Annotated in this window: 17 protein-coding genes and 2 pseudogenes; 11 read left to right on the forward strand and 8 right to left on the reverse strand. The window is 62.3% G+C overall.

Translation table 11 applies throughout. The features are described from left to right. Positions 1 to 13: 13 nt before the first annotated feature. On the reverse strand, positions 14 to 799 hold the full coding sequence (locus tag ACVIW0_RS26995) for a division plane positioning ATPase MipZ (protein ID WP_461355119.1): 786 nt from the start codon (positions 797 to 799) through the stop codon (positions 14 to 16). On the opposite strand from ACVIW0_RS26995, the gene ACVIW0_RS27000 reads away from it, so the two are divergent. Continuing rightward, positions 798 to 1,040 (forward strand): hypothetical protein, encoded by a 243-nt coding sequence (locus ACVIW0_RS27000; RefSeq protein ID WP_461355120.1) that lies wholly within the window; start codon positions 798 to 800, stop codon positions 1,038 to 1,040. The genes ACVIW0_RS26995 and ACVIW0_RS27000 overlap by 2 nt on opposite strands. 210 nt (positions 1,041 to 1,250) lie before the next feature. On the opposite strand, the gene ACVIW0_RS27005 is transcribed toward ACVIW0_RS27000, so the two are convergent. Continuing rightward, positions 1,251 to 2,039, reverse strand: a complete 789-nt coding sequence (locus ACVIW0_RS27005) for a crotonase/enoyl-CoA hydratase family protein (RefSeq protein WP_461355121.1) — start codon at positions 2,037 to 2,039, stop codon at positions 1,251 to 1,253. 104 nt (positions 2,040 to 2,143) lie between these two features. Here ACVIW0_RS27005 and ACVIW0_RS27010 point away from each other — a divergent pair, with 104 nt between their 5' ends. From ACVIW0_RS27010 to ACVIW0_RS27025, 4 genes are all read left to right on the forward strand, one after another. Continuing rightward, positions 2,144 to 2,713, forward strand: a complete 570-nt coding sequence (locus ACVIW0_RS27010) for a TetR/AcrR family transcriptional regulator (protein ID WP_461355122.1) — start codon at positions 2,144 to 2,146, stop codon at positions 2,711 to 2,713. Positions 2,714 to 2,751: 38 nt separating this feature from the next. Continuing rightward, positions 2,752 to 3,510, forward strand: a complete 759-nt coding sequence (locus ACVIW0_RS27015; RefSeq protein WP_461355123.1) for an SDR family NAD(P)-dependent oxidoreductase — start codon at positions 2,752 to 2,754, stop codon at positions 3,508 to 3,510. Positions 3,511 to 3,603: 93 nt separating this feature from the next. Then, positions 3,604 to 4,527, forward strand: coding sequence for a glutathione S-transferase family protein (locus tag ACVIW0_RS27020; RefSeq protein ID WP_461355124.1), 924 nt, complete (start codon positions 3,604 to 3,606; stop codon positions 4,525 to 4,527). A 220-nt stretch (positions 4,528 to 4,747) separates the two neighbouring features. Beyond that, positions 4,748 to 5,782, forward strand: a complete 1,035-nt coding sequence (locus tag ACVIW0_RS27025) for an LLM class flavin-dependent oxidoreductase (RefSeq protein ID WP_461355125.1) — start codon at positions 4,748 to 4,750, stop codon at positions 5,780 to 5,782. A gap of 204 nt (positions 5,783 to 5,986) precedes the next feature. Here ACVIW0_RS27025 and ACVIW0_RS27030 read toward each other — a convergent pair whose 3' ends face one another. The 3 genes from ACVIW0_RS27030 to ACVIW0_RS27040 all read right to left on the reverse strand — a co-directional run bounded on the left by ACVIW0_RS27030 (position 5,987) and on the right by ACVIW0_RS27040 (position 13,352). Next, positions 5,987 to 7,555, reverse strand: a complete 1,569-nt coding sequence (locus ACVIW0_RS27030; protein ID WP_461355126.1) for a porin — start codon at positions 7,553 to 7,555, stop codon at positions 5,987 to 5,989. A gap of 674 nt (positions 7,556 to 8,229) precedes the next feature. Beyond that, entirely contained in the window at positions 8,230 to 11,382 is a 3,153-nt protein-coding gene (locus tag ACVIW0_RS27035; RefSeq protein ID WP_461357431.1) for a DEAD/DEAH box helicase, read from the reverse strand. Positions 11,383 to 13,187: 1,805 nt separating this feature from the next. Next, positions 13,188 to 13,352 carry a hypothetical protein gene (locus ACVIW0_RS27040; RefSeq protein WP_461355127.1) on the reverse strand — a complete coding sequence of 55 codons (165 nt, stop codon included), beginning with the start codon at positions 13,350 to 13,352 and terminating at the stop codon, positions 13,188 to 13,190. Positions 13,353 to 13,762: 410 nt separating this feature from the next. Here ACVIW0_RS27040 and ACVIW0_RS27045 point away from each other — a divergent pair, with 410 nt between their 5' ends. From ACVIW0_RS27045 to ACVIW0_RS27060, 4 genes and pseudogenes are all read left to right on the forward strand, one after another. Then, a complete protein-coding gene (locus ACVIW0_RS27045) occupies positions 13,763 to 13,891 on the forward strand; it encodes a hypothetical protein (protein WP_461355128.1) in 129 nt (42 codons plus the stop codon). Between the two features lie 30 nt (positions 13,892 to 13,921). Continuing rightward, positions 13,922 to 14,107, forward strand: a complete 186-nt coding sequence (locus ACVIW0_RS27050; protein WP_461355129.1) for a hypothetical protein — start codon at positions 13,922 to 13,924, stop codon at positions 14,105 to 14,107. Positions 14,108 to 14,542: 435 nt separating this feature from the next. After that, positions 14,543 to 15,902: pseudogene (locus ACVIW0_RS27055) on the forward strand (carbohydrate porin). 528 nt (positions 15,903 to 16,430) lie between these two features. Continuing rightward, positions 16,431 to 16,640 (forward strand): DUF1236 domain-containing protein, encoded by a 210-nt coding sequence (locus ACVIW0_RS27060; RefSeq protein WP_461357432.1) that lies wholly within the window; start codon positions 16,431 to 16,433, stop codon positions 16,638 to 16,640. A gap of 235 nt (positions 16,641 to 16,875) precedes the next feature. Here ACVIW0_RS27060 and ACVIW0_RS27065 read toward each other — a convergent pair whose 3' ends face one another. After that, the gene (locus ACVIW0_RS27065) at positions 16,876 to 17,100 is read right to left on the reverse strand and encodes a DUF3606 domain-containing protein (protein ID WP_461355130.1); all 225 of its coding nucleotides are present in this window, start codon (positions 17,098 to 17,100) and stop codon (positions 16,876 to 16,878) included. A 162-nt stretch (positions 17,101 to 17,262) separates the two neighbouring features. Continuing rightward, positions 17,263 to 17,484, reverse strand: a complete 222-nt coding sequence (locus tag ACVIW0_RS27070; RefSeq protein ID WP_461355131.1) for a hypothetical protein — start codon at positions 17,482 to 17,484, stop codon at positions 17,263 to 17,265. A gap of 174 nt (positions 17,485 to 17,658) precedes the next feature. On the opposite strand from ACVIW0_RS27070, the pseudogene ligD reads away from it, so the two are divergent. Both ligD and ACVIW0_RS27080 read left to right on the forward strand, forming a co-directional pair. Continuing rightward, positions 17,659 to 18,574, forward strand: a pseudogene (gene ligD, locus ACVIW0_RS27075) (non-homologous end-joining DNA ligase). A gap of 332 nt (positions 18,575 to 18,906) precedes the next feature. Continuing rightward, entirely contained in the window at positions 18,907 to 19,440 is a 534-nt protein-coding gene (locus ACVIW0_RS27080) for a hypothetical protein (RefSeq protein WP_461355132.1), read from the forward strand. 219 nt (positions 19,441 to 19,659) lie between these two features. Here ACVIW0_RS27080 and ACVIW0_RS27085 read toward each other — a convergent pair whose 3' ends face one another. Further along, positions 19,660 to 19,887 (reverse strand): hypothetical protein, encoded by a 228-nt coding sequence (locus ACVIW0_RS27085; protein ID WP_050401582.1) that lies wholly within the window; start codon positions 19,885 to 19,887, stop codon positions 19,660 to 19,662. Positions 19,888 to 20,194: the final 307 nt, after the last annotated feature.

The raw sequence follows: 20,194 nt of genomic DNA on the forward strand, positions 1-20,194 counted from the left end.
GTGCGACGTTGGCCTACGCCGCGTCGCGGTTGGCTTCGGCGGATTCCGGCGGGCGCGCCACCAGATGGCCGAGCATGATCGCGGTCATCAGTCGCTCCATCTCGAGCCATGCGGTGACATGCGACATGGTCGGCCGGCCGCCGAGCGCAAGCTGATTGACGTCGTCGACCGCGGTCAATCCGCGCGGATAGAATTCGCGGAAGATCACGCGCTCGGCCAGACCATCGACCAGGCGGAAGTTCAGCGTCTTCGACAGCTCGTTCAGTGCCTCGCCGACCAAGCGCTTGTTGCGCGATCCGATCGTGGACAGGCGATTGCGCAACACCACCCATTCGAAGGCCGGCTGATCGTGCGCGCTACGCTGGCGCCGCGCCTCCTCCACCATCTTCGAATAGTGGCTGAGGCCGGTCACCTTGAAGTCGTTCGGATCGACGGTGCCGAGCACGTCGAAATCGACGAAACTGTCGTTCAGCGGCGTAATCAGCGTGTTCGCCAGCGAATGCGCGAACGTCGTCAGATAGGTATCGTGGCCGGGGCAATCGATCACGACGAAATCGTGCGACCGGCTGAGCCGTTCGACGATCTCGGCGAGCGCGCTGCGGCCGAGCGTCTCGACCTCGCTACTCCTGCCGCTCACCGTCTCGAAGCACAGATGCGCGGGAATGCCGAGATCCAACGAGGTTTCCCGCGCCCAGTCCCGCCGGTTATCGACGTAGTGCGTCAGCGACTTCTGCTTGTTGTCGAGATCGATGGTGGCGACACGTTGACCCGCCTTGATCAGCGCGACGGCGATATGCATGGCAATTGTCGATTTGCCGGAGCCGCCCTTGTTGTTTCCGACAACGATTACGCGCGCGTTTGTCATGGGAATCCCTACCGGACGCTTGAGTCAAAGCAGGACAAAATCGAATTTAATGAATGGTTCGAATTTCCCTGATTCGACGAATCTCGACAAGAGTCGTCGCAACATCGATGCGATCGAAATCAGCCGGTTGCGACAACATTGTCACAACCACGACCTCTCAGGGCACGTATCATGAACGCAGCTAGCGCCGCGACGCTGACGCGCGCGAGAAAAAAGCGCAATGAGTTTGATTGAATTGGCTTGGCGGTCTCGGTTCACCTCTCCCGCGCAACTCGAGTCCACCCGAAGTTGCGCCCTTTCTGTTTGCCGAAGTCGGATAAATCCGACTTCGGGTGGGGAGAGGTGAAGGTTCGGCGCCGCTCCAGTTCAACCTAATCTCACTGGTCTAGCGTCCCAGGAACACGGCCGCGCGGCGTTCCACGAAGGACTTGATGCCCTCGGCCGCATCCGCGGTGTTGAGCACGCGTTCGCGGATTTGCGGGATGATCGCAATTGCCGCCTGCTCGCCGGCTTCGATGAACTTGCGGCCCGCTTCCTTTGTCACCTGGATTCCGAGCGGCGCGTTGCGTGCGATGATCGCCGCAAGCGCCATCGCACGTTCGATCTGCTGACCGGCGGGCACCACTTCCTGCACCAGGCCGATCCGATGCGCTTCAGCCGCGGAGAACTCGTCGCACAGCAACAAGTGATACATCGCATCGCCCCACCCGGCGCGGCTGATATAACGGAAATGCGCGCCCGCCAGCGGCGCGATGCCGCGCCTGGCTTCCATCTGGCAGAAGCGGCTGTCGTCCGCGGCAACCACGATATCGCCGGCCAGCATCATCTCGATGCCGACGGTGAACACGATGCCCTGCACCGCCGTGACGATCGGCTTGCGGCATCGTTTCGACAGCCCGAAGGGATCGACGTTACCCTCCGGCAGCGGCTTGCGGGTCGCCGTCGGGCCGAAGAATTTCGGCATGTCGAGGCCCGCGGTGAAGCTGTCGCCGGCGGCACAGAGCACGCCGACCCAAAGGCCGTCGTCATTGTCGAGCAAGGTCAGCGCGTCGGACAGCTCCGCCATCATCTCCGGGCTGAAGGCGTTCTTCTTGGCGGGATTGTCGATGATGATCTTCAGGATGTGGTCATGCCGCTCATGGCGGACCCGCCCCTCGCTCGCGCTGCCGGACATCTGTTCCTCCCTGCTTCGTGACTGAACATTTTCTGGATGATGGTTGTCATCCAGAAACATGATGGTCATAATCCAGAAGGAGAGTCAAACAGGGGCGATGCGAGATGGGCCATTCCCAGGCCGACAAGGCCAGGAGCCGTGCGCGGATCCTGAACGAGGCCGCGGCGCAGATCCGCGACAAGGGGCTCGACGCGCTCAGCATCGGCAGCCTGATGCAACAGGTGAAGCTGACCCATGGCGGCTTCTATGGCCACTTCGCCTCGCGTTCCGACCTGATCGCCGCCGCGCTGCAACAGGCGCTGACCGAGGGCGAAGCATCGGCGCGCGCCTCGCGCGATCCCGACAAGCCGGTCAGCGTCAGCGCGCTGGCGCGAAGCTATCTCAGCCGCAGCCATCGCGACCAGCCCAAGTCGGGCTGCGCGATCGGCGCGCTGATCTCGGATGTCGGCCGCGCCGACGCGCAGTGCCGTGCGGTGATGGAGCCGCACATCGAATCCTTCATCGCCAAGGTCGCCGAGACGCTCGGTGACGATGACGATCGCCGCGCGATCGTCGCTGTCAGTGCGATGGTCGGCGCGCTCGCGATCTCGCGCGTCCTCACCGATCCGAAGCGATCCGATGCCGTTCTGCGCACGGTGCGCGACAGCATCGTCGCGATGGCATCCGACGAATGATTTTGCCCGCGTCGCGGGCTGCTTGATGGAGGAAAGCCATGAACGACCGATCCGTCCTCGAGCCGACCGCCGTGCAGGGAAGCGTGCTGATTGCCGGCGTCGGCGCGTCCAACGGCCTTGGCGCTGCGATCGCCCGGCGCTTTGCCGCCGGCGGCTATCCCGTCGCGATCGCCGGGCGCAATGCCGAGAAGCTGGCGGCGACGGCGGCCGAACTCGCAGCAAGCGGTGCCAACGTCACCCATGTCGTTGGCGATGCATCCGTTGCGGCCGATGTCGCCCGCTTCGTCGAGGCGGCGCAACGGCTCGCGCCGCTGGCGATGGCCGTGCACAATGCGGGCTCGAACCGGCCCGCGCCGTTCCTCAAGGTCAGCGAGCAGCGCTTCGAGGAGCACTGGCGCGAACACGCGCTCGGCGGTTTCCAGCTCGCGCAAGCCGCGATCCCTGCCCTGCTGGCGCGCGGCGGCGGCACGCTGGTGTTCACCGGCGCCAGCGGCTCGCTGCGCGGCAAGGCCAATTACGCGCCCTTCGCCGCCGCCAAGGCCGCGCTGCGCGCGCTGGCGCAGAGCGTGGCACGGGAGTTCGGGCCGCAGGGCATTCATGTCGGCCACATCGTGGTCGACGGCGGCATCGGCGGCGACCGGCTGCTGAGCCTGCGTCCGCAATTGAAGGACGAGCGCGGGCCGGATGGCCTGCTCAACATCGCCGCGATCGCGGAGGCCTATTGGGTGCTGCATCATCAGCATCGCAGCGCCTGGACGCTGGAGCTCGACCTGCGGCCCTGGGCGGAACAGTTCTGACCGCCGTCCTTCTCCGGCGAAATCGGTTGCGATCCGCCCAAATCTTGTCAGGCTAGGGTCCGTCGAGATCGCAGCCTGTCCCGGGAGAAGGCCATGTCGCAGCCCACGCCGATCCTGCATCATTTCGATCAATCGCCATTCTCCGAGAAGATCCGCATCATCTTCGGATTCAAGCAGCTCGCCTGGAATTCGGTGCGGATTTCCCGGATCATGCCGCGGCCGGATTTGATGCCGATGACCGGCGGCTATCGCCGCACCCCGACGATGCAGATCGGCGCCGACATCTATTGCGACACCCAGATCATCATCCGCGAATTGGAGCGGCGCTATCCGACGCCGACGGTGTTTCCCGCGGGCAACGCCGGGATGCCCTGGGCGCTCGGCATGTGGGCCGACCGGCCGTTCTTCCAGAACACGGTCAATCTCGTATTCGGCTGCATCGGCGACAAGGTCCCGCAGGATTTCATCGCGGATCGCGAGAAGCTGCGCGGCGCCAAGTTCGACGTTGCCGCCATGACCGCAGCGCTGCCGCAGATGCGCGACCAGTTCCGCGCCAACCTCGACTGGATCGAGGCACAACTCGGCAACAACAGGCCATGGCTGTTCGGCGAGTTCAGCCTCGCCGATGTCAGCGCCTCCATGAACGTGTGGTACGCGCGGCAGAGCCTCGCCACGATGGACGAGATCATGAAAGGCTTTCCGCACGTCGCGGCGTGGGAAGAGCGCATCCGCAGCATCGGCCACGGCACGCGCACCGAGATGTCGGCGGCCGACGCGCTCGAGATCGCGGCGGCGGCCCAGCCGGAATCGCCTGTGTTCGGCGACCCCGCGGATCCGAACGGCCGCAAGCCGGGTGACATCGTCAGCGTGATGCCGGACGATTACGGCAAGATCCCGGTGCGCGGCGAGATCGTCTCGTTGTCGGCGCAACACATCGCGATCCGCCGCTCCGATGAACGCATCGGCGAGGTGGTGGTGCATTTCCCGCGGGCCGGCTTCCTCGTCATCCCGGGCTGACCGTCGTGGGCGCCGCCGCGGCTGGGCATACAAGCGACCTGGAAACGCTGCGTTTCGCGGCGTGACCTTGCCGGCCGGCGAGCAAGCCATACCTCCACACCATCTGCAACCGAAGGCTCCACAGCGCAGGCTTGCGGACATCTCCGCAGCAACCTCCCGGCCTGCGCGCGATGGGTGGCCCGTGGCGGATGCTTCGCCACGCCGACAACTGGACTCTGTGATGACCACCTCTCTCGAATTCGGGCTCGACACGTTCGGCGACGTCACCAAGGATGCCGCCGGCGCGCCGCTATCGCATGCCCAGGTAATCCGCAACGTCGTCGACGAGGCGGTGCTGGCCGATCAGCTCGGAATCGATTTCATCGGGCTCGGCGAGCACCACCGGGCGGACTTTGCGATCTCCTCTCCCGAGACCGTGCTGGCGGCCATCGCCACGCGCACCGAAAACATCCGGCTCGGCTCCGCGGTGACGGTGCTAAGCTCGGACGATCCGATCCGCGTCTTCCAGCGTTTCGCAACCGTCGACGCGGTCTCGAACGGCCGCGCCGAGGTGATCCTCGGCCGCGGCTCCTTCACCGAATCGTTCCCGCTGTTCGGCTTCGACCTCAAGCAATACAACGAGCTGTTCGAGGAAAAGCTCGACCTGTTCACCGCGCTGTTGAAGCAGGAGCCGGTGACCTGGCAGGGCAAGCTGCGGCCACCGCTGAAGGGCCAGTCGGTCTATCCGCCGATCGAGCACGGCCGGCTGAAGACCTGGATCGGCGTCGGCGGCAGCCCCGAATCGGTGGTCCGCGCGGCGTATTACGACCTGCCGCTAATGCTCGCCATCATCGGCGGCGATCCCAAGCGCTTCGCGCCCTATGTCGATTTGCACCAGCGTGCCTACCAGCAGTTCGGCCGGAGGCCGCAGCCGATCGGCGTGCATTCGCCGGGCTATGTCGCCGAGACCGACGCGCAGGCGCGCGAGGAGCTGTGGCCGGACTACAAGGTGATGCGTGACCGGATTGGCAAGGAGCGCGGCTGGCCGCCGATGGGCCGCGACGAGTTCGTCTCCGAGGCCGAGCACGGCTCGCTCTATGTCGGCGCGCCGGAAACCGTCGCCCGCAAGATCGCGGCAACCGTGAAGGCGCTCGGCGCGGCGCGCTTCCAGCTGAAATATTCGGCCGGACCGCTGCCGCACGAGAAGCTGATGAACAGCATCGAGCTCTACGGCAGCAAGGTGGTGCCGATGGTCCGCGACATGCTCGCCGCGTAACGCAGCGAGAGAGCTTCGGTTCTGATTGGATCAGAACCGAAAGCTCCAGATTCTTGTTTGACGCGTTTTCTTCACGCGAACCGGTGTCCATCCCGGATCAAGTCCGGGACAGGCTTCGCTCGAAAACGCTCCGGTCTCACAAAGCAAAACCCCCGGCGTTTTGGCGCCGGGGGCTCTGTTAGATCGCAGTCAAATCAACCGGTATTACCAGTTGCGCTGAGCGCGGAGCAGCAGGGTCACAGTATTCTGGTCCTTCAGCTCGTAGACCGCGGCCGGCTTGCCGATCGAGGCGCTGCCGGGGAACGTGACCGTACCAGCAAAGTTCTGGTCCAGATGGGTGTAGGTCAAGTCTGCCGTGAAGGTCAGGTTCTTCACCGGGGTCCACTGGGTCTGCGTGCCGATCTGCGCGTAATTGTAGTTCGGGTTGCAGCTCGTCAGTGCCGAACCAGCACCAAAGAAGTTGCTGAGCGAGCCACCGACGCCGTTGCCTGCCGGACCGCAGATGTAGCCCTTGGCCGTGCTGTTGTAGTTAACCGCAGCCCAAGCACCGTAGATGCTGGTGTTCCAGTAGGGGTTCCAGTTGTGCACGTATGCGCCACGGAAGCCGTACGTCGTGATCAGCTGTTGCGAGCCACCGGTGACGAAAATCGAGTCCGGCGCAATGCCGAAGCCGATGCTCTGGTAGGCACCGGGAACGTTGGTGCCGCCGAAGACGGTGGTCGCACCACCCTGACTGAGGTCCTGGATGTTGTAGCGCGTCGCACCGTTCGTGTAGACGCCCTGCAAGTTGATGGTGTCGCCAGGTCCGGTCGGGATGTTCTTGATCGACAGGGCCAACTGACCAGCCCAGCCCCACTTGTCGTCCGGATGACCGGTCAACTCAGTGCCGCCGTAGTAGGCGACGTGGTTGTCATGCGCAGCGAACGATGCCTGGAACAGACCCCAAGCCTGATCGACGCGCAGAGCCGCGACGAGGTCCGGAGCGATCGTGCCGGCGTAGTCGCTGATGCCGAACACGTTGGTGTTGCCGGGAACGCCAAAGTTGACGGGCGCACCAAGGTTGACCACGCCAGCCTGATAGTAGGCCGACTGATCCTGAGCCGACAGGGCCAGCGACACGCCGTTGCCGAACTGCGCGGTGTAGGTGAACTGGTTCACACCAGTGACCGTGCCGCCGCCGCCGACGAGGCCGTCGAAGTTGTTGCCCGGGTAGTTGGTCCAGGGAGCGGAGAACTGCGAGATCGCCTTACCGATGGTGAAGCCGGCGAACTGGATGAAGGCGTAGTAGACACCAACCGCACCAAGGGCGACGTTACCGGCCCCCGCGTTACCCGGAGCCGGAACCGCGCCGATCGCCGAATAGACGGTCGAGCCGTTGCCCTGCCCGGAGTAGGTGTCTGACGTCCAGGAGAACGTCGCGTCGAAGAAGGTGCGGACCACGCCGTACTCGGTCGCGGTGCGCGTATCGATGTTCAGGTCTTCACGCGAACGCCAGGTGTAGCCGTTGGTGAAACGGTTGTTCGCGCCGCCGGCTCCCGCGGTGTTGCCGGAGGCGTCCGAGTTGGTGTTGGCCAGGACGTCGACGCGCAGGTAGCCGCCCAGCTTGATGCAAGTGTCGGTGCCCGGGATGTAGTAGAAACCGGGACCATACAGGGAGCAAACCTTCACGTACTCGACCGCTTTGGCCTTGACGGGAAGATCGGCCGCCTGAGCTCCGCCGACCGCGACGAGAGCCGCCGCCGAGCCGAGGATAAGGCTCTTAACCATCTTCATGTTAAACCTCCAAGTTGCTCTATCTCAGGGAAGGTTCCGGATCTGCCGGGTAAAACACCCTCAGGTTGGTTCCCTTTGTCCCTTAAATCCCCGCTCAGTCGCTTCGCGCCTTCGGACACACCCGCATGAACGCGAGGGACTTAAGCGAACCACCTAAAACGGGACGACCTTGGGATGCCCCCCTCCGTCGCAGTTCCATATGAGACAGAAGGCCCCCGATCACGCAACAAAAGACCGCTGGGTTTGGGACGAGTTGCGGCTGTTTTCGGGCAAATGTTGCACAAATATCACGGGCATTTGAACAGCGACGTCCGACCAAGCAATTGATATGCAACAAGAATATTTAAGTTACCGTTGGCGGGCACAAGTTTTGGCAACACCGGGCGGAACGGTGTGCAAAACGCGTAATCCTACTGAGAAAGCGGCGGTTGGAGTCGATTTGGGCGCGGCTGATTCCGCCGTCTTGCCCATTATTTTGGCTCAAAAAACCCGGCATCTGAATGAGATAACCCGCCTCGGATACCGCCGACTCAGGCCTGGAAGGGGCATTCCGATTGCTCGGAGCAGGCCAAACGATGGCGGAGGGATCACGCGAGATATCCAGTAGCGAAGCTAGATGTCACTGAGATGTCAGCCCGCATGAGTCGGACGGAGTCGCCGGCACAGCGGCGCATTCACTCGTCCAAAATATCCAGCAGATCTTCGATCCGCTCGAAAGGCGGCTCATTCGTGTTGCCCGAGTAGAAGACGCGATCGCCGTCGCGCTGGAGCGAACGTGCCTTGGATCGTGCCTTGGATTTCGGCAGCCTTCCCGGCAGAAACGTCGCGGCGACAGCCTCGGGCCCGACATCGAGCCGCACGATGCCGCGCCGCTTGCAATCGATCCTGAGTCTGGCCGCTGCAAAGAAGTCCCGGCCGGCCGCGGGCAACTTGCCGAAGCGGCGCGAGGTCTCTTCCTCCAGATCCTCCAGATCGTCTTCGTTCCGGCACCTGGCGGCGCGGCCGTAGATTTCAAGCCGCATCGATTCCGATTGCACGTAACTCCTGGGCAAGAGATCCGCGAGCGGAAGGTTGAGATCGGGCACCCACAGATCGGCGGCCCGGTCGTTGGTCTTCTCCGATGCCTGCTTGAGAAGATGGCTGTAGAGCACCGGCCCGAACACCTGCACATGGCCGGATTGCCGCTCGGACAGCAGATCGCCGGCGCCCCTGAGGTCCAGATCGCGCTCGCTGATGGCGAAACCGGCGCCCGGTCTGCTGAACTCCTCCAGAACCGCCAGGCGCTTGCCGGATTGCTCCGAGCTGGATTCGGTCAGCATATAGGCGAAGGCGCGCGTGCCGCCGCGTCCGACCCGCCCTCTCAGCTGGTGCAGCTGTGCCAGGCCAAACTTTTCCGGCCAGCACACCACGATGGTGTTCGCCCGGGGGATGTCGAGACCGCTCTCGACGATGTTGGTTGCGAGCAGGACATCCGCCTCGCCTTCGACGAAGCTCATCATGCGGTCGTCGAGCTCATCGGCCGGCAGTCTGCCGTGCAGGCAGACGATGCGGAGCTCCGGAGCGACCGCCTGCACGCGCGCCAGCATCGGGTCCAGATCCTGAATGCGCGGACAGATCAGGAAGCTCTGCCCGTGACGCCGCTGCTCGCGCAGCAATGCGGCGGCAATGGCGGCGTCCGAGATTGGCGCGATCTTGGTCACGACCGGCAGCCGATGAACCGGCGGCGATGCGATCACGCTGAGCTCCCTGAATCCCGCAAGCCCCGCCGCGAGCGTGCGCGGGATCGGCGTGGCGCTCATCCAGAGCGTATGCACGCCCTTCGCCAGGCTCGACAGCTTCGCCTTCTCCGCGGCGCCGAAATGCTGCTCTTCGTCGACAATGACCAGACTGAGCTTGGCGAACTTCACGTCCTTCGCTGCGATCGCCTGCGTGCCGACCACGACCTTCATCTTGCCGCTGCGCAGGCCCTCCTTGGTCTCCCGCATGTCCTGCGCCGAGGTCGCGCGCGACAGGCTTCCGACCTCGATGCCGAGCGGCGCGAACCGTTTGCGGAACGTTGCGACGTGCTGTCTGGCCAGGACGGTGGTCGGCACGACGATGGCAACCTGCTTGCCGGACAGCGCAACGGCCGCCGCCGCGCGCAGCGCAACCTCGGTCTTGCCAAATCCCACGTCGCCGCAGACCACCCGATCCATCGGATGACCCGAGGCGAGATCATCGAGCACGTCACGAATGGCCTTCGCCTGATCGACCGTCGTGAAATAGGGAAAGCGCGCGACGAACCGCTCATAGGCGGGGCCGGGAGCGACCAGCCTCGGCGCGCGACGGCGGCGGCGCTGCGCGATGTGCCTGGCGAGCGCCTTGGCGGCAATCTGGATTTCCTGCTCCGCCTTGGTCCGCCGCGCCCACCACGTGCTTCCATCGGCCTTGTCCAATGTCAGCCTGCCGAGCTCCGCCGCATACGGCCAGATCAGCGCAAGGTCGGCCGGCGGGACCAGCACGGCGTCATCCCCCGCGAATGCCAGCCTGATCATCTCGCGCGATGGTCCCTTCGGCGATCCGTTGCCCGATTGCTTGCCCGATTCCTGGCCCATGTCGAAGGTCTGCAAGCCGTCGAGCACGGCGAGCCCGCGCTGCAAATGAACCACGACCGCGCCGCGCTCCGGCACGTCGGGATGATCGAAGGCTGCAGCCCAGGCCTTGGCCATCGGCTGCGGATGATGCGCCCGGCTGCCGAGCACATCGGTCGCCGTCACGACGACCAGCGGCTTGCGGCCGGAACCGATGAAGCCGGTGTCGAAGTCGGCCAGCAATGCCGCTTCGCCGCCCCGCCCCTTCGCGGCCTCGTTCCAGTCGGCGCAGCGTTCCGCCTTGATCCCGCTCATTCGCTCCATCGCGCGCAGGTCGTCCTCGACCGCCGCGACGAACACGAGCCGCGATCCGGCCCGCTCGGTATCGGCGACAAAGGCGCGGAGCGCCTTCCGCGACGAGGCGAGCTTCGAGAAATCGGGCGTCGGATTGAACGCCGCCTTTCGCGGTAGCCAGCTGATGCCTTTGGCGAGCCGTTTCCAGTCGGCGGACCCGAGATATTCGCGCTCCACCTCGCGGCGGCCGGCCGCCTCCGTGATCGTGCCGAGCCAGCTCTCGGCATGACCGGACACCGCAGCGTCCGCGATCCAGCGCGCGCGCTTACAATAATCCGGCAGCACCGCGCGCTGTGTCCGCTTGCCGCCCAGCGCGATCTGTTCGGACATCGGATCGATCAGCAGCTCCTGCGTGTCGAAGACGACGTCGTGCTCGTTCGGATCGACGCCGGCGATGCGGCGGATCACGCCGGCGGAATGCTCGATCCTGAACGGCCCCAACGCGCCGGCAGGAAACACCTCGAACGTCATGCCGTGGAACAGAACGCTTCCCGGATAATCCGCCTCTTCGTCGAGATCGTATCCGAGCGCTTCCAGCCGATCCTTGAGATCCTGTTCGGAATAGACAGCGCCGACCTTCAGGCTGATGCTAAGGCGGGTCCAGCTCGCGGGCAGCGGCAGCCGCTCCATGATCGCTTCCGCCGTCGACACCAGGAACACCGGCTTCCTGCTCTTCGCAAGCCGCCGCAACACCGAACTGCGCCGGCCGGCGATCTCGCGCGACGGCTCCAGCCCGTCGAACGGCAAGGTGTTCAGCCGCGGGAATACCAGCACCTCGAGCGAAGGATCGAGCGAATGCAGCACGCTGCCGAGGCGCTCCGCCCTGTTCTCGCTGTCCGCGAGGAATACGATGCCGTCACGGCCGGACTTCTTCCATTGCTCCAGCAGATGCAGCGCCAGCATGCCGAGTGGCGAGGACGATGAGATCCCGGAGCGCGCCGCTCCCTTGCTTTTCTTGTTCGCGCCGACAGCGGCACGGGCCTTCCTGGTCTTCGCCACGTCAAATCCATCGTTATGTCGAAAGTCCGATCGCCTGGTGACAAGCAACTCGGGGCGACTCGGGGGTTGCCGCCCATTGGCATGGAGACCAAAGCGGCACAGGTTTCCAGACAGAAGGCCCGATCCCACCCCCGAAATGCCCGCCGGGGCGAGATCGGGGAAAATCGATTCTTCTATCCGAATCAATAGCTTGTTTGCTGGCTGGGGCGGGAGGGATCGAACCTCCGAATGGCGGAATCAAAATCAGGCAGGTCTCGCTGAAATATCAACGGCCATTCTGAATTCTGGGCAGTTTTCGGCTCCAATTAGATCAATAGGTTAGATAGGAGTTCAGAATGACGCCATTAGCAGGATGGTCAAGGCATAGATGCTCCCGTCTAAGACTTGCCCAAGCAAATCTTCCGACTGTCCTAGACAGCAGCCAATACGATTCATGTCTCCTGAATCCATTCATGTCTCCTGAGGCATAGCCTAGATTCCAAGGTCGGGCATGTGCCCATCTCGTCGCTTGCGGTCTTGAGTTCCTATAATCGGGGATTACCAATGTTCATCAACCTCCATAGTCGAGCGCTGCACAATTGGGCCACCCGTTGCTTCGCGCGATATCTGCGGCAGGACGCCTGAGGCCTCACGGTCATCCACAGCCCCGATGGGCAGCGGCCTTGCCCGACTACCGGTGATGCGCGCCGCCGAGGGCGTCGTGATGCCGTTTCGCAAGCCGCAGCCAATGGCCGAGCCCAAGACCAACCTGGTCGAACTGCGCCAGTCCGGGCCCCGGGGCTGTTGGTCTATTGACAATGACCATCGCTGTAGCCGTCGCATCGAGCCTCGCGGCCGAGGTCGATCTCGGTCCCCGTTCACCTGCAAGGCATTGCTTGCGGGCGATGCGGGCCGAAGTACGGCCTCACTTTCCGCAAGCGAGCGCGCTGATGAAGACGAAGAGCAACGAGGCAAAGGAACGCTTCGGCTGGTTTGAGGAACCCTAAGCGCCTTCGATGGTTTAGCAGCCATTATGGCACTCATCGTCACCATTCATTTTAGCTGCACAGACTGCGGCATCGTTTACACAGCGATCCAGGAGCGGAGTGCGACCTACACCAACACGTCCGGTTCCTTTGCTTTCCGGCAATGCGGATAGCTTGTTCACCACTGGGCCGGGCTCTACGACTATCTCGAATCGAGAATCGCTTCGATGCTTCCGTCAACCAAAGCCAAGTGAGAATGAAATACGCCGTTGACCGCCCCTACTCCGACCTGAGAAAGCCGCCCGGAGGATCATGGAGCATGCACGGGCGTTCGAGCCGATCCAGGGCGGCAGGATCTAAGTCGAGAAGATCCCAGGACAAGGCGACGCCCGCTCAATTTTGGGCTGGGTTTCAGGACGCGATCGGCCAAGGTAGGCTCGAGTATCACGAGAGCGGCACGTTCGTGACGTTGCTTCCGCCTGGGAAGGACTTGTTCGCGTAATCCTTTCGAGTTCTTGACGGCGCATCCAAAGAAGCTTGGGATAGCACCTGCCCGGCTCCTCCAAGGCCGGGCCCCTACCACAAAGGCGAGGCCTCGAAGTCCCCTACCCGGGGCCTCGCCGCTGCAGTGCCGCGGCTGGCATCGGCTGTTGCTGCCAGGCAACCAACAAAACTCTGGCGAACCCCAACCGATCATGCTGCGCTCCGTCTTTAGCATGGTCGGGGTTTCTTCTATTCACTTGCCTAGCCGCTTATCGCCTTTTCAATCTCGACAGCCACTTGCCTGAAGTGAGCCGCCAGGCGTTCGTATAGCTCGCGCTTTTTATCGTCTGTAGCGCTCATAGCGATCTGGTGCGCCAGATCGGCTTCAGCGCGAAGCTTCTTCACGCTCGATACCATGTCTTCCATGGCGTTTTCCTGCACGCTAGGAGCGACCAGTTCGCCTGATAAGAAACGGCTCTCCTTGCCTTGGCTTCAGGACATGAGGAGGAAGAAGGCCGCGCTCACGGCGAGCCCCATCAACCCGAAGCCGAGCACCACGTATTCAACAACGTCTATCTGATCGAACATGCGCTTTAGTCTGCGCCGCTTGGCGGGCGACCGCATTTAAGTATGCACGTCAGCGTTGTTGCCGTAACGGGCAATTAGTTCGCCGAAAATCGACTACTGCGATTCACATAGTGAAATGACCGCGGCGCTCGCCAAATGCCCCAATGTATAGATTGCATGTGTCAATTGGGGGTACCCAGTGAATTACGCCGAACTGCCTATGCAGGCCAGGTTCCTCGTTCGAATGGGAACTACTGGCTGGATGGTCTATGATCGAGAACGAAAGGGGCCCCGCTCTTCTTAAGAACGGCGATATCGCCGAGAAACTTACCAAGGAGCAGGCCGAATTCATAAAGGGGCACCTCGTGCTCCAGCAGCACCAGCACGAGGGAAAATGAAACAGACTTCGCGTCGCCCGGCGACCTACCATGGCAGACGAAATAACGAATGCAATTGAGGCCGGTATCCGGTCCGCGTTCACGATGTACTCCAAAGAGGATGACCCAGACTGGCGCAGTGCCTCATGGATCAAGCCGGATGAATGCTCCCATCTGGCGCAGAGCATTCTCAAGATACTGGCCGACAGAGGCTTTGAAGTCGTCAAGAAGGCGTGAGGCTCGCCATGCTCACAGAGCGGGAGAAAAAGCTTCTGAGGCGGCTGGCAAAGCAAGCTTCTGTGGATAAAGCAGTGCAGCACCGTACATGGGGACAAACCATGACGCCAGTACTTATCAAGTACGGCAAGTAGGTCCGCCCTGGGTCACACGCACACTCTTAACGTCTGTTCGCCGCCACCACCTTGCGGCTTCGTTTACAAATTAGGTTTCGGGGTCCTAAATATTTTGGGGCACGTTAAGAGCGCGCGACGCCCCCGGCCTGATACCCTCAGGGGGTCCATCTGGCTGGATGGTCTAAAAATCAGGGCTTCGGAAAGCCACCTACCGCGATCGAGACGGAACAAGCCATGGCGCACACACCTTTGAGTTTGCCATTCGACCGTGTCCCAATGCGTCCGTCTCGCGGAGTTGTCCTATGCGGTGCGATTGAACATGGCCGTTAGATGCTTGACGCTGGCGCTTCTTCTTGCGGCGCTCCTCGCCGGCCCTTACGGGTTCGCGCAGGAGGACAAGAAGACCGACGAAGACAAGCCCGCCGATCCTGACACCGGTGAGAGCACCGTCGAGGAAAAGACCCTGGGGCTTCTGCCCAACCGCTTCCAAAAATACGGGATCAAGTTCGCCGTGACCTACATCGGCGAGACGCTGGGTAATGTCTCCGGCGGGCTGAAGCAGGGAGCGATCTACGAAGGCCGGCTGAACCTTGCGGTCGATGTCGACCTGCAGAAGCTCGCGGGCATCGACAAGCTTACTTTCCACGCCAATGTCTTTCAAATTCATGGCGAGGGACTATCGCGCAACTATCTCGACAATGTCTTCGTCGTCAGCGGCATCGAAGCCTTGCCGTCGACGCGACTTTACGAAGCCTACTTCGAGAAGCAGTGGGGCAACAAAGAGGTCTCGCTGAAGTTTGGGCAACTCGCCGCCGATAGCGAGTTCTTCAACACGAAATACACGGATGTCTTCACCAACGCCTCGATGGGATGGCCGGCAATCACGTCTCTCGACCTGCGGTCCGTCGCCACCACTGGCTGCAATGGGCGCCCGGCTGCTGGTCAACGTCACAGATCAGCTATCCGCCCTTGGAGGCATTTTTGACGGCAACCAGGCCGGCCCTGGTCTGGGGGATCCGCAGGAGCGCAACCGATATGGCGTCAACTTTCGGATCAACGATCCGCCTCTGGTGCTCGGCCAGATTCAGTACGCCTGGAACAACAAGAAGGGCGATCCCAATCTGACGGGTCAGATCAAGTTCGGCGGATGGCGCCACTTCGGGCCATTCTCCGATCTTGAGCTCGCTGGCAACGGCGGTTCGCTTGCCGCGCCGACCAGCAGTGGCACTCCCCTCATGTTGGCAGGCGATGTCGGCGGATGGGCAGTCTTCGAGCAGCAGGTCTATCGCGTGCCCAAGAGCGATGATCGGGGAATTGGTGTGTTCGCTCGCATCTCCGGCGGTCCCGCGGACCGCAATCTGATTGATCTCTACGCCGACGCCGGACTCGAGTTCATCGGCCTCAGCGACAAACGGCCGGATGACAAGTTCGGTATCGCGGCGGGTTACGCGCACGTCTCGAAGAGGGCTCAGGCGCTCGACGCCGACTATCGCGCAATTGCCGGCCCGGCGTGGCCGGAGCGCAGCTTCGAAGGACTGTTGACGGCGGTATATCAGTATCAGCTGAGGGACGGCTGGACCGTCCAGCCCAACTTTCAATACGACCCGGCAGGCCCCATGCCGGGCAGAGCGCTCAAGAATGCGGCAGTCTCCGGCCTGCGCACGACACTCAAGTTTTAAGCGGCGGATCCGGCTGTTCGAGCTCCAACGCGGATGATATCGCCCGTCAGGCCGCTCGAGGCCCAAGGACACGTTCCTGCCGACGACTGCCGCGCCCCTGAGGCTTCGCGTCCCTCAGCTACGCACGCTGCCCCCCAGCGTGGCCGCGTCCTGGCTTGGCTCAAGGTCTGTGCGAATACCCCTCAACCATGCGGACTTCACGACGAGCGGTCCGTAGTGGCTTTCGTAGGCTCCTGGCATCCGGTCCGAAGTGAAGCGCTCTTCGAACCTCGCCCGGATCTTGCGCCGATCGGGCTCCGCCAGAGCTTCTCGCCGCCGGTCCATGGACAGGCATCCTTCTGAATCGACTAATGAAGACACGACTAATGAAGACAGCGACTCGGGCGATCTCCGTCGGCTCGCAACGCATCGACCGGTCTTCCAATGCCGAGTCGCACGCGCGGGCAAGGACTCCAAGAAGAAGGGCGCTGCAAAGATCGGTGAGATCCAGGCACTCCTGACTGCGTCGGACGGTGGCACCGCACGAAGATCCGCTCTTACGTCACCGAACACAAGGTCCGTCCCGTGGAGACCCGCGAGAAGATCGTCGTCGGTCAGCCGGTGCCGCGCGAAGTCGAGCTCGAGGCGGTGCCTGCCGAGTGGGGTCCCTCGCTCACCAAGTACCGCTATGTCTACTCGCGCGAGCGCGTGATGCTGGTCGATCCGTCGACCCGAGAGGTCGTCCAGGAGATCGACTAGTCCCTCTGCCTACTCACTCCAGTGGCGGGTCGCTGAACGAAGCGGCCCGCCGCTCCAATCCAGGCTCCGCCCGCTGGAATTACTCTTTGCCGAACGCGCAGCGGTGCAAAAAACGGGAAGCATGAAACGGCCGCGAAGGCTACATATGGTCTGAACCTCTCAACCATTTTCGTTCAATCGACTGATCAACAAAAGGGCTGCTCCGCACTAAGATCAGAGAGCTGGCTGCCAACGTTCACCGCGACGGCCGCGTTCCTAACGATTTCTTCATTGTTGATCCCAGCCGCTGCTCAACCCGCTTGCGGCTGTTGCCGACCTTCTTGACCGCCTTCTTCACGGACCCCGCAGACTTGCCGGCCTTCCGCGCCTCGTAGCGGACCTCATAGTCTTGGCCACTGGCGACGCGTGCCCTGTCCTGCTTGCGGCCACGCGCCGTCCGCGTCTTCGCTTTCTTCGCCATTCTGGCATCCCTCATACGCCTCATTTCTTGCGGCAAATCCGGGAACAGCGACTCGCCGGACTTCGTTCCTAACCTGCGTAGGGGCATAACCCTGGCTCGGCAACGTTCGGATCGTCCCTTGCTGGCAAGGCCTTGGTGGGGCGAGCCGGTTCGCGGATTCTGTTAGCGCCGCCGCGCGACCCAGATCCCGATCAGGAAGGCGATGAAGAGCGACTGCAACGGCGCCTGCCTGGTAACCTCACGTAGCTGCTCGCCCCAGCGCAGCGCGACGACTTGCGAAGGCTGCTGGGGTTGACGACGGGGCGCTTCGGAAGTCCGACCAATGTCCTCCTGCTCGATCAGCCCCGAGGCTTCCGTCATCGCCGAGGCTTCTTTCATATCCATGCGGCTCTCCTATCACAGGGGCGGGCCGTCTTCCGCCGCGGCTTGGCGGTCAGCTTCTTCGCTGTCTTTGCCAATCTGGCAAAACGCAAGGTGAGATCACCAGTTCCAATTGCCCACTGGAACGTTGGCGACCACGCCCGTTTGAAGCAGCTCATTATTTTGTGGAGTTGCGTTGTGGCGCTTCAGCGGAGGAAGCCGGAGGCGATCGGAGCGAAGGCGCTCTTCCTAGGCTTCGTCGCGCCCGCGCTGGCGACGCCGATCGACAAGGTGCCGAGCGGCGCCCGCTGGATCCACGAGATCAAGTTCGATGGCTACAGGGTGCAAGTACACCTCGCCGACGAGGAGATGAAGATATTCACCCGGCGCGGGCACGACTGGACCAAACGATTCAAAAAGATCGCCGACGATGCCTGGCACATCTCGGCGGCATCGGCGATCATGGAGGGCGAGATTGTTGCGCCGGCTGCCGACGGCAGAGTTCTCGGTGCTACAGAACGAGCTGCGCGGCCACTCGACCAAGATCGTGCTGGTGGCCTTCGATCTGCTCTATCTCAACGGCCGCGACCTGCGGAAGCTTCCCTTGAAGCAGCGCAAGGCCGCGCTGAAGAAGCTCGTCGCCGGCTCCGCCATCCAATTTAGCGAAAGCTTCGAGATCGACGGCGCCGAGATGCTCGCCCATACGTGCAGGCTCGGCTATGAGGGCGTCGTATCGAAGATCGCCGACAGTGTCTACCCGATAGGCGCCCGCAGCCGCGACTGGGTGAAGAAGATCTGCGCTCAGCGTGAGACGCTGACCATCGCCGGCATTGCTCTTGATGGCAACGACTGGGACGGCATCTATGTCGGCCGGCGCGAGGGCGACGCGCTGATCTACGCCGGCAAAGTCGACCACGGCTTTGACAAAGCCTCGGCCGCCGACCTTCGACAGCGCCTGACGCCGCTAATGCGCAAGACGCAGCCCTACACCGAGCCCAACAGGCACAAAGGGATCTGGGTCGAGCCGAAGCTGCTCTCCGAGATCAAATACCGGGCCAAATCCGCCGAGGGGAAGGTGCGACATCCTTTCTTTTGCGGCCTAAGGGAAGACTAGCTCACCGCGCTGCACCGTTTGCGACGACGGCCGCTGGGTCTGCTAGAATCACCCGGATCAGCCTTGGACCGGACCGCATGCCTTCACCTGCGGTGGTGCCGGCGCGCCATGCCCGCGGTGCAGCAAGCCCGAGGAGGCGAGATACTGGAAAAGCCGCCAGATTTCAGTCCTGACGAGACATGAAGTTGCGGCAATACCGGTCGCCCCCCCCGCGACTGATCAAGGTCAAGAACCGAAAGCACCCGGCGGAACACCGGGTGAAGAATGCCTTGCCGCGATCGCCAGGTCAGTAGGTCTTCTCGACGAAGCCTCTGCCCCTCATCGGAGTGCGCATGGTCACGGATTCGGCGGAGGAGCTATCCAACTCAGCGAATTGTCCTTCGATGTCTTTGATTACTCTTACACGTAAAAGCCGCAGGGCGTCGTCGGTGAAACGCTCAGAGAACCACAAGACCTCGCTGGAACTCCTCGATTCCCCAAAACGTTTGCGAGGCAGGCTCGAATGTTGGGATCGCGAAGACATGAAATGGATTCTAGTCGTATTGGTTGGTGGCGTAGCGCCGGTTCAAACCGATCTGGTGTTCGAGAAGCTCTCCGATTGCCTGACCGCTGAGGAGCAGTTGCAACAGACTTATGCGAACGCCTACAGCGCCTTGAGTCAACGCTCGACGATGGATGACGGCGAATTCGACAGGCGCCGTGGACGCCACCACCGCCGAGCTCGAGAAGAAGCCGCCGGAAAACTTGCGAATGCCGGGACCTGCATTCCGCATAATGGCACGGATCAGCCAATCACCTCTCTGGTTCAACCAACGCCGACGCCTCAGCAACCCTCGCCCGCACCTTCGCCAAGCCCAAAGCCATAGAGCCAGCTCTTACATGTCATGTCACAACCGGGGCTCGAGCTGCAGCAACGCTTTTTTGCACCGAAACGGCCCGTCCATTCAGGACGAGCCGCTTCTGATCGAATAGGATCAGTGCATGTGAACTAACCAATACCCAGCACCGCCAACAACGATAAGCGTGGGGATCCCCCACAACAAGATTACTGGCATTCCTAAGTCTCCACTATAAGCGAGAAGGGTTTACTGCTCGGTGCAGACCTTCGTGGTCTTCACCGCGGATTCAGCTTCCGTCTTCGTCTTGTAAACGCCGTCGCCCACCACTGTCGTGGTTGTGGTTGTCGGCTTGCTGTCGACCACGGTGCACTTCTTGGTGCTGGCGTCGCGTACGATATAGAACTCAGCTGCGCTAGCGGCCTGCGTAGCAAATGCGAACGCTGCGAGGGCACCGCATACAATGAGCTTCTTCATTTCATGTCTCCTCCAATGGACTTCAAAGTAGCCATTGCCAACAACAACTTGGGTGGGAGGTTCCTATTTTTCCCGATTGATATGACGCGGTTAAATGGCATCGTGGCCGTCTTGAGAGGCCGATCGCCGGTTTTGCCAGAATCGAACGGTGGCCGCAGCGACCCATCCTCTACAGGCTTGCCAGGAGCCGCTCGAGCTGCGGCCCGCTAGCGGTATCGCTCCCACGGTGCGGCCCTCGGCCCCTTGATCGTAGTGGAAGTACATCCGGCCGAAGCCATCCGCGCCGTGCGAGAACTAATCGTGTTCC

The sequence above is a fragment of the Bradyrhizobium sp. USDA 4454 genome (assembly GCF_054822705.1).

What these genes read in the sequence shown, in the direction of transcription:
- ACVIW0_RS27010 (WP_461355122.1), top strand. Translation starts at nt 2,144, where the DNA reads ATGGGCCATTCCCAGGCCGACAAGGCCAGGAGCCGTGCGCGGATCCTG.
- ACVIW0_RS27015 (WP_461355123.1), top strand. Translation starts at nt 2,752, where the DNA reads ATGAACGACCGATCCGTCCTCGAGCCGACCGCCGTGCAGGGAAGCGTG.
- ACVIW0_RS27080 (WP_461355132.1), top strand. Translation starts at nt 18,907, where the DNA reads ATGGTCACGGATTCGGCGGAGGAGCTATCCAACTCAGCGAATTGTCCT.
- ACVIW0_RS27025 (WP_461355125.1), top strand. Translation starts at nt 4,748, where the DNA reads ATGACCACCTCTCTCGAATTCGGGCTCGACACGTTCGGCGACGTCACC.
- ACVIW0_RS27070 (WP_461355131.1), bottom strand. Translation starts at nt 17,484, where the DNA reads ATGGATATGAAAGAAGCCTCGGCGATGACGGAAGCCTCGGGGCTGATC.
- ACVIW0_RS27065 (WP_461355130.1), bottom strand. Translation starts at nt 17,100, where the DNA reads ATGGCGAAGAAAGCGAAGACGCGGACGGCGCGTGGCCGCAAGCAGGAC.
- ACVIW0_RS27040 (WP_461355127.1), bottom strand. Translation starts at nt 13,352, where the DNA reads ATGGAAGACATGGTATCGAGCGTGAAGAAGCTTCGCGCTGAAGCCGAT.
- ACVIW0_RS27035 (WP_461357431.1), bottom strand. Translation starts at nt 11,382, where the DNA reads ATGCTGGCGCTGCATCTGCTGGAGCAATGGAAGAAGTCCGGCCGTGAC.
- ACVIW0_RS27085 (WP_050401582.1), bottom strand. Translation starts at nt 19,887, where the DNA reads ATGAAGAAGCTCATTGTATGCGGTGCCCTCGCAGCGTTCGCATTTGCT.
- ACVIW0_RS27030 (WP_461355126.1), bottom strand. Translation starts at nt 7,555, where the DNA reads ATGAAGATGGTTAAGAGCCTTATCCTCGGCTCGGCGGCGGCTCTCGTC.
- ACVIW0_RS26995 (WP_461355119.1), bottom strand. Translation starts at nt 799, where the DNA reads ATGCATATCGCCGTCGCGCTGATCAAGGCGGGTCAACGTGTCGCCACC.
- ACVIW0_RS27005 (WP_461355121.1), bottom strand. Translation starts at nt 2,039, where the DNA reads ATGTCCGGCAGCGCGAGCGAGGGGCGGGTCCGCCATGAGCGGCATGAC.
- ACVIW0_RS27020 (WP_461355124.1), top strand. Translation starts at nt 3,604, where the DNA reads ATGTCGCAGCCCACGCCGATCCTGCATCATTTCGATCAATCGCCATTC.
- ACVIW0_RS27050 (WP_461355129.1), top strand. Translation starts at nt 13,922, where the DNA reads ATGGCAGACGAAATAACGAATGCAATTGAGGCCGGTATCCGGTCCGCG.
- ACVIW0_RS27000 (WP_461355120.1), top strand. Translation starts at nt 798, where the DNA reads ATGGCAATTGTCGATTTGCCGGAGCCGCCCTTGTTGTTTCCGACAACG.
- ACVIW0_RS27045 (WP_461355128.1), top strand. Translation starts at nt 13,763, where the DNA reads ATGATCGAGAACGAAAGGGGCCCCGCTCTTCTTAAGAACGGCGATATC.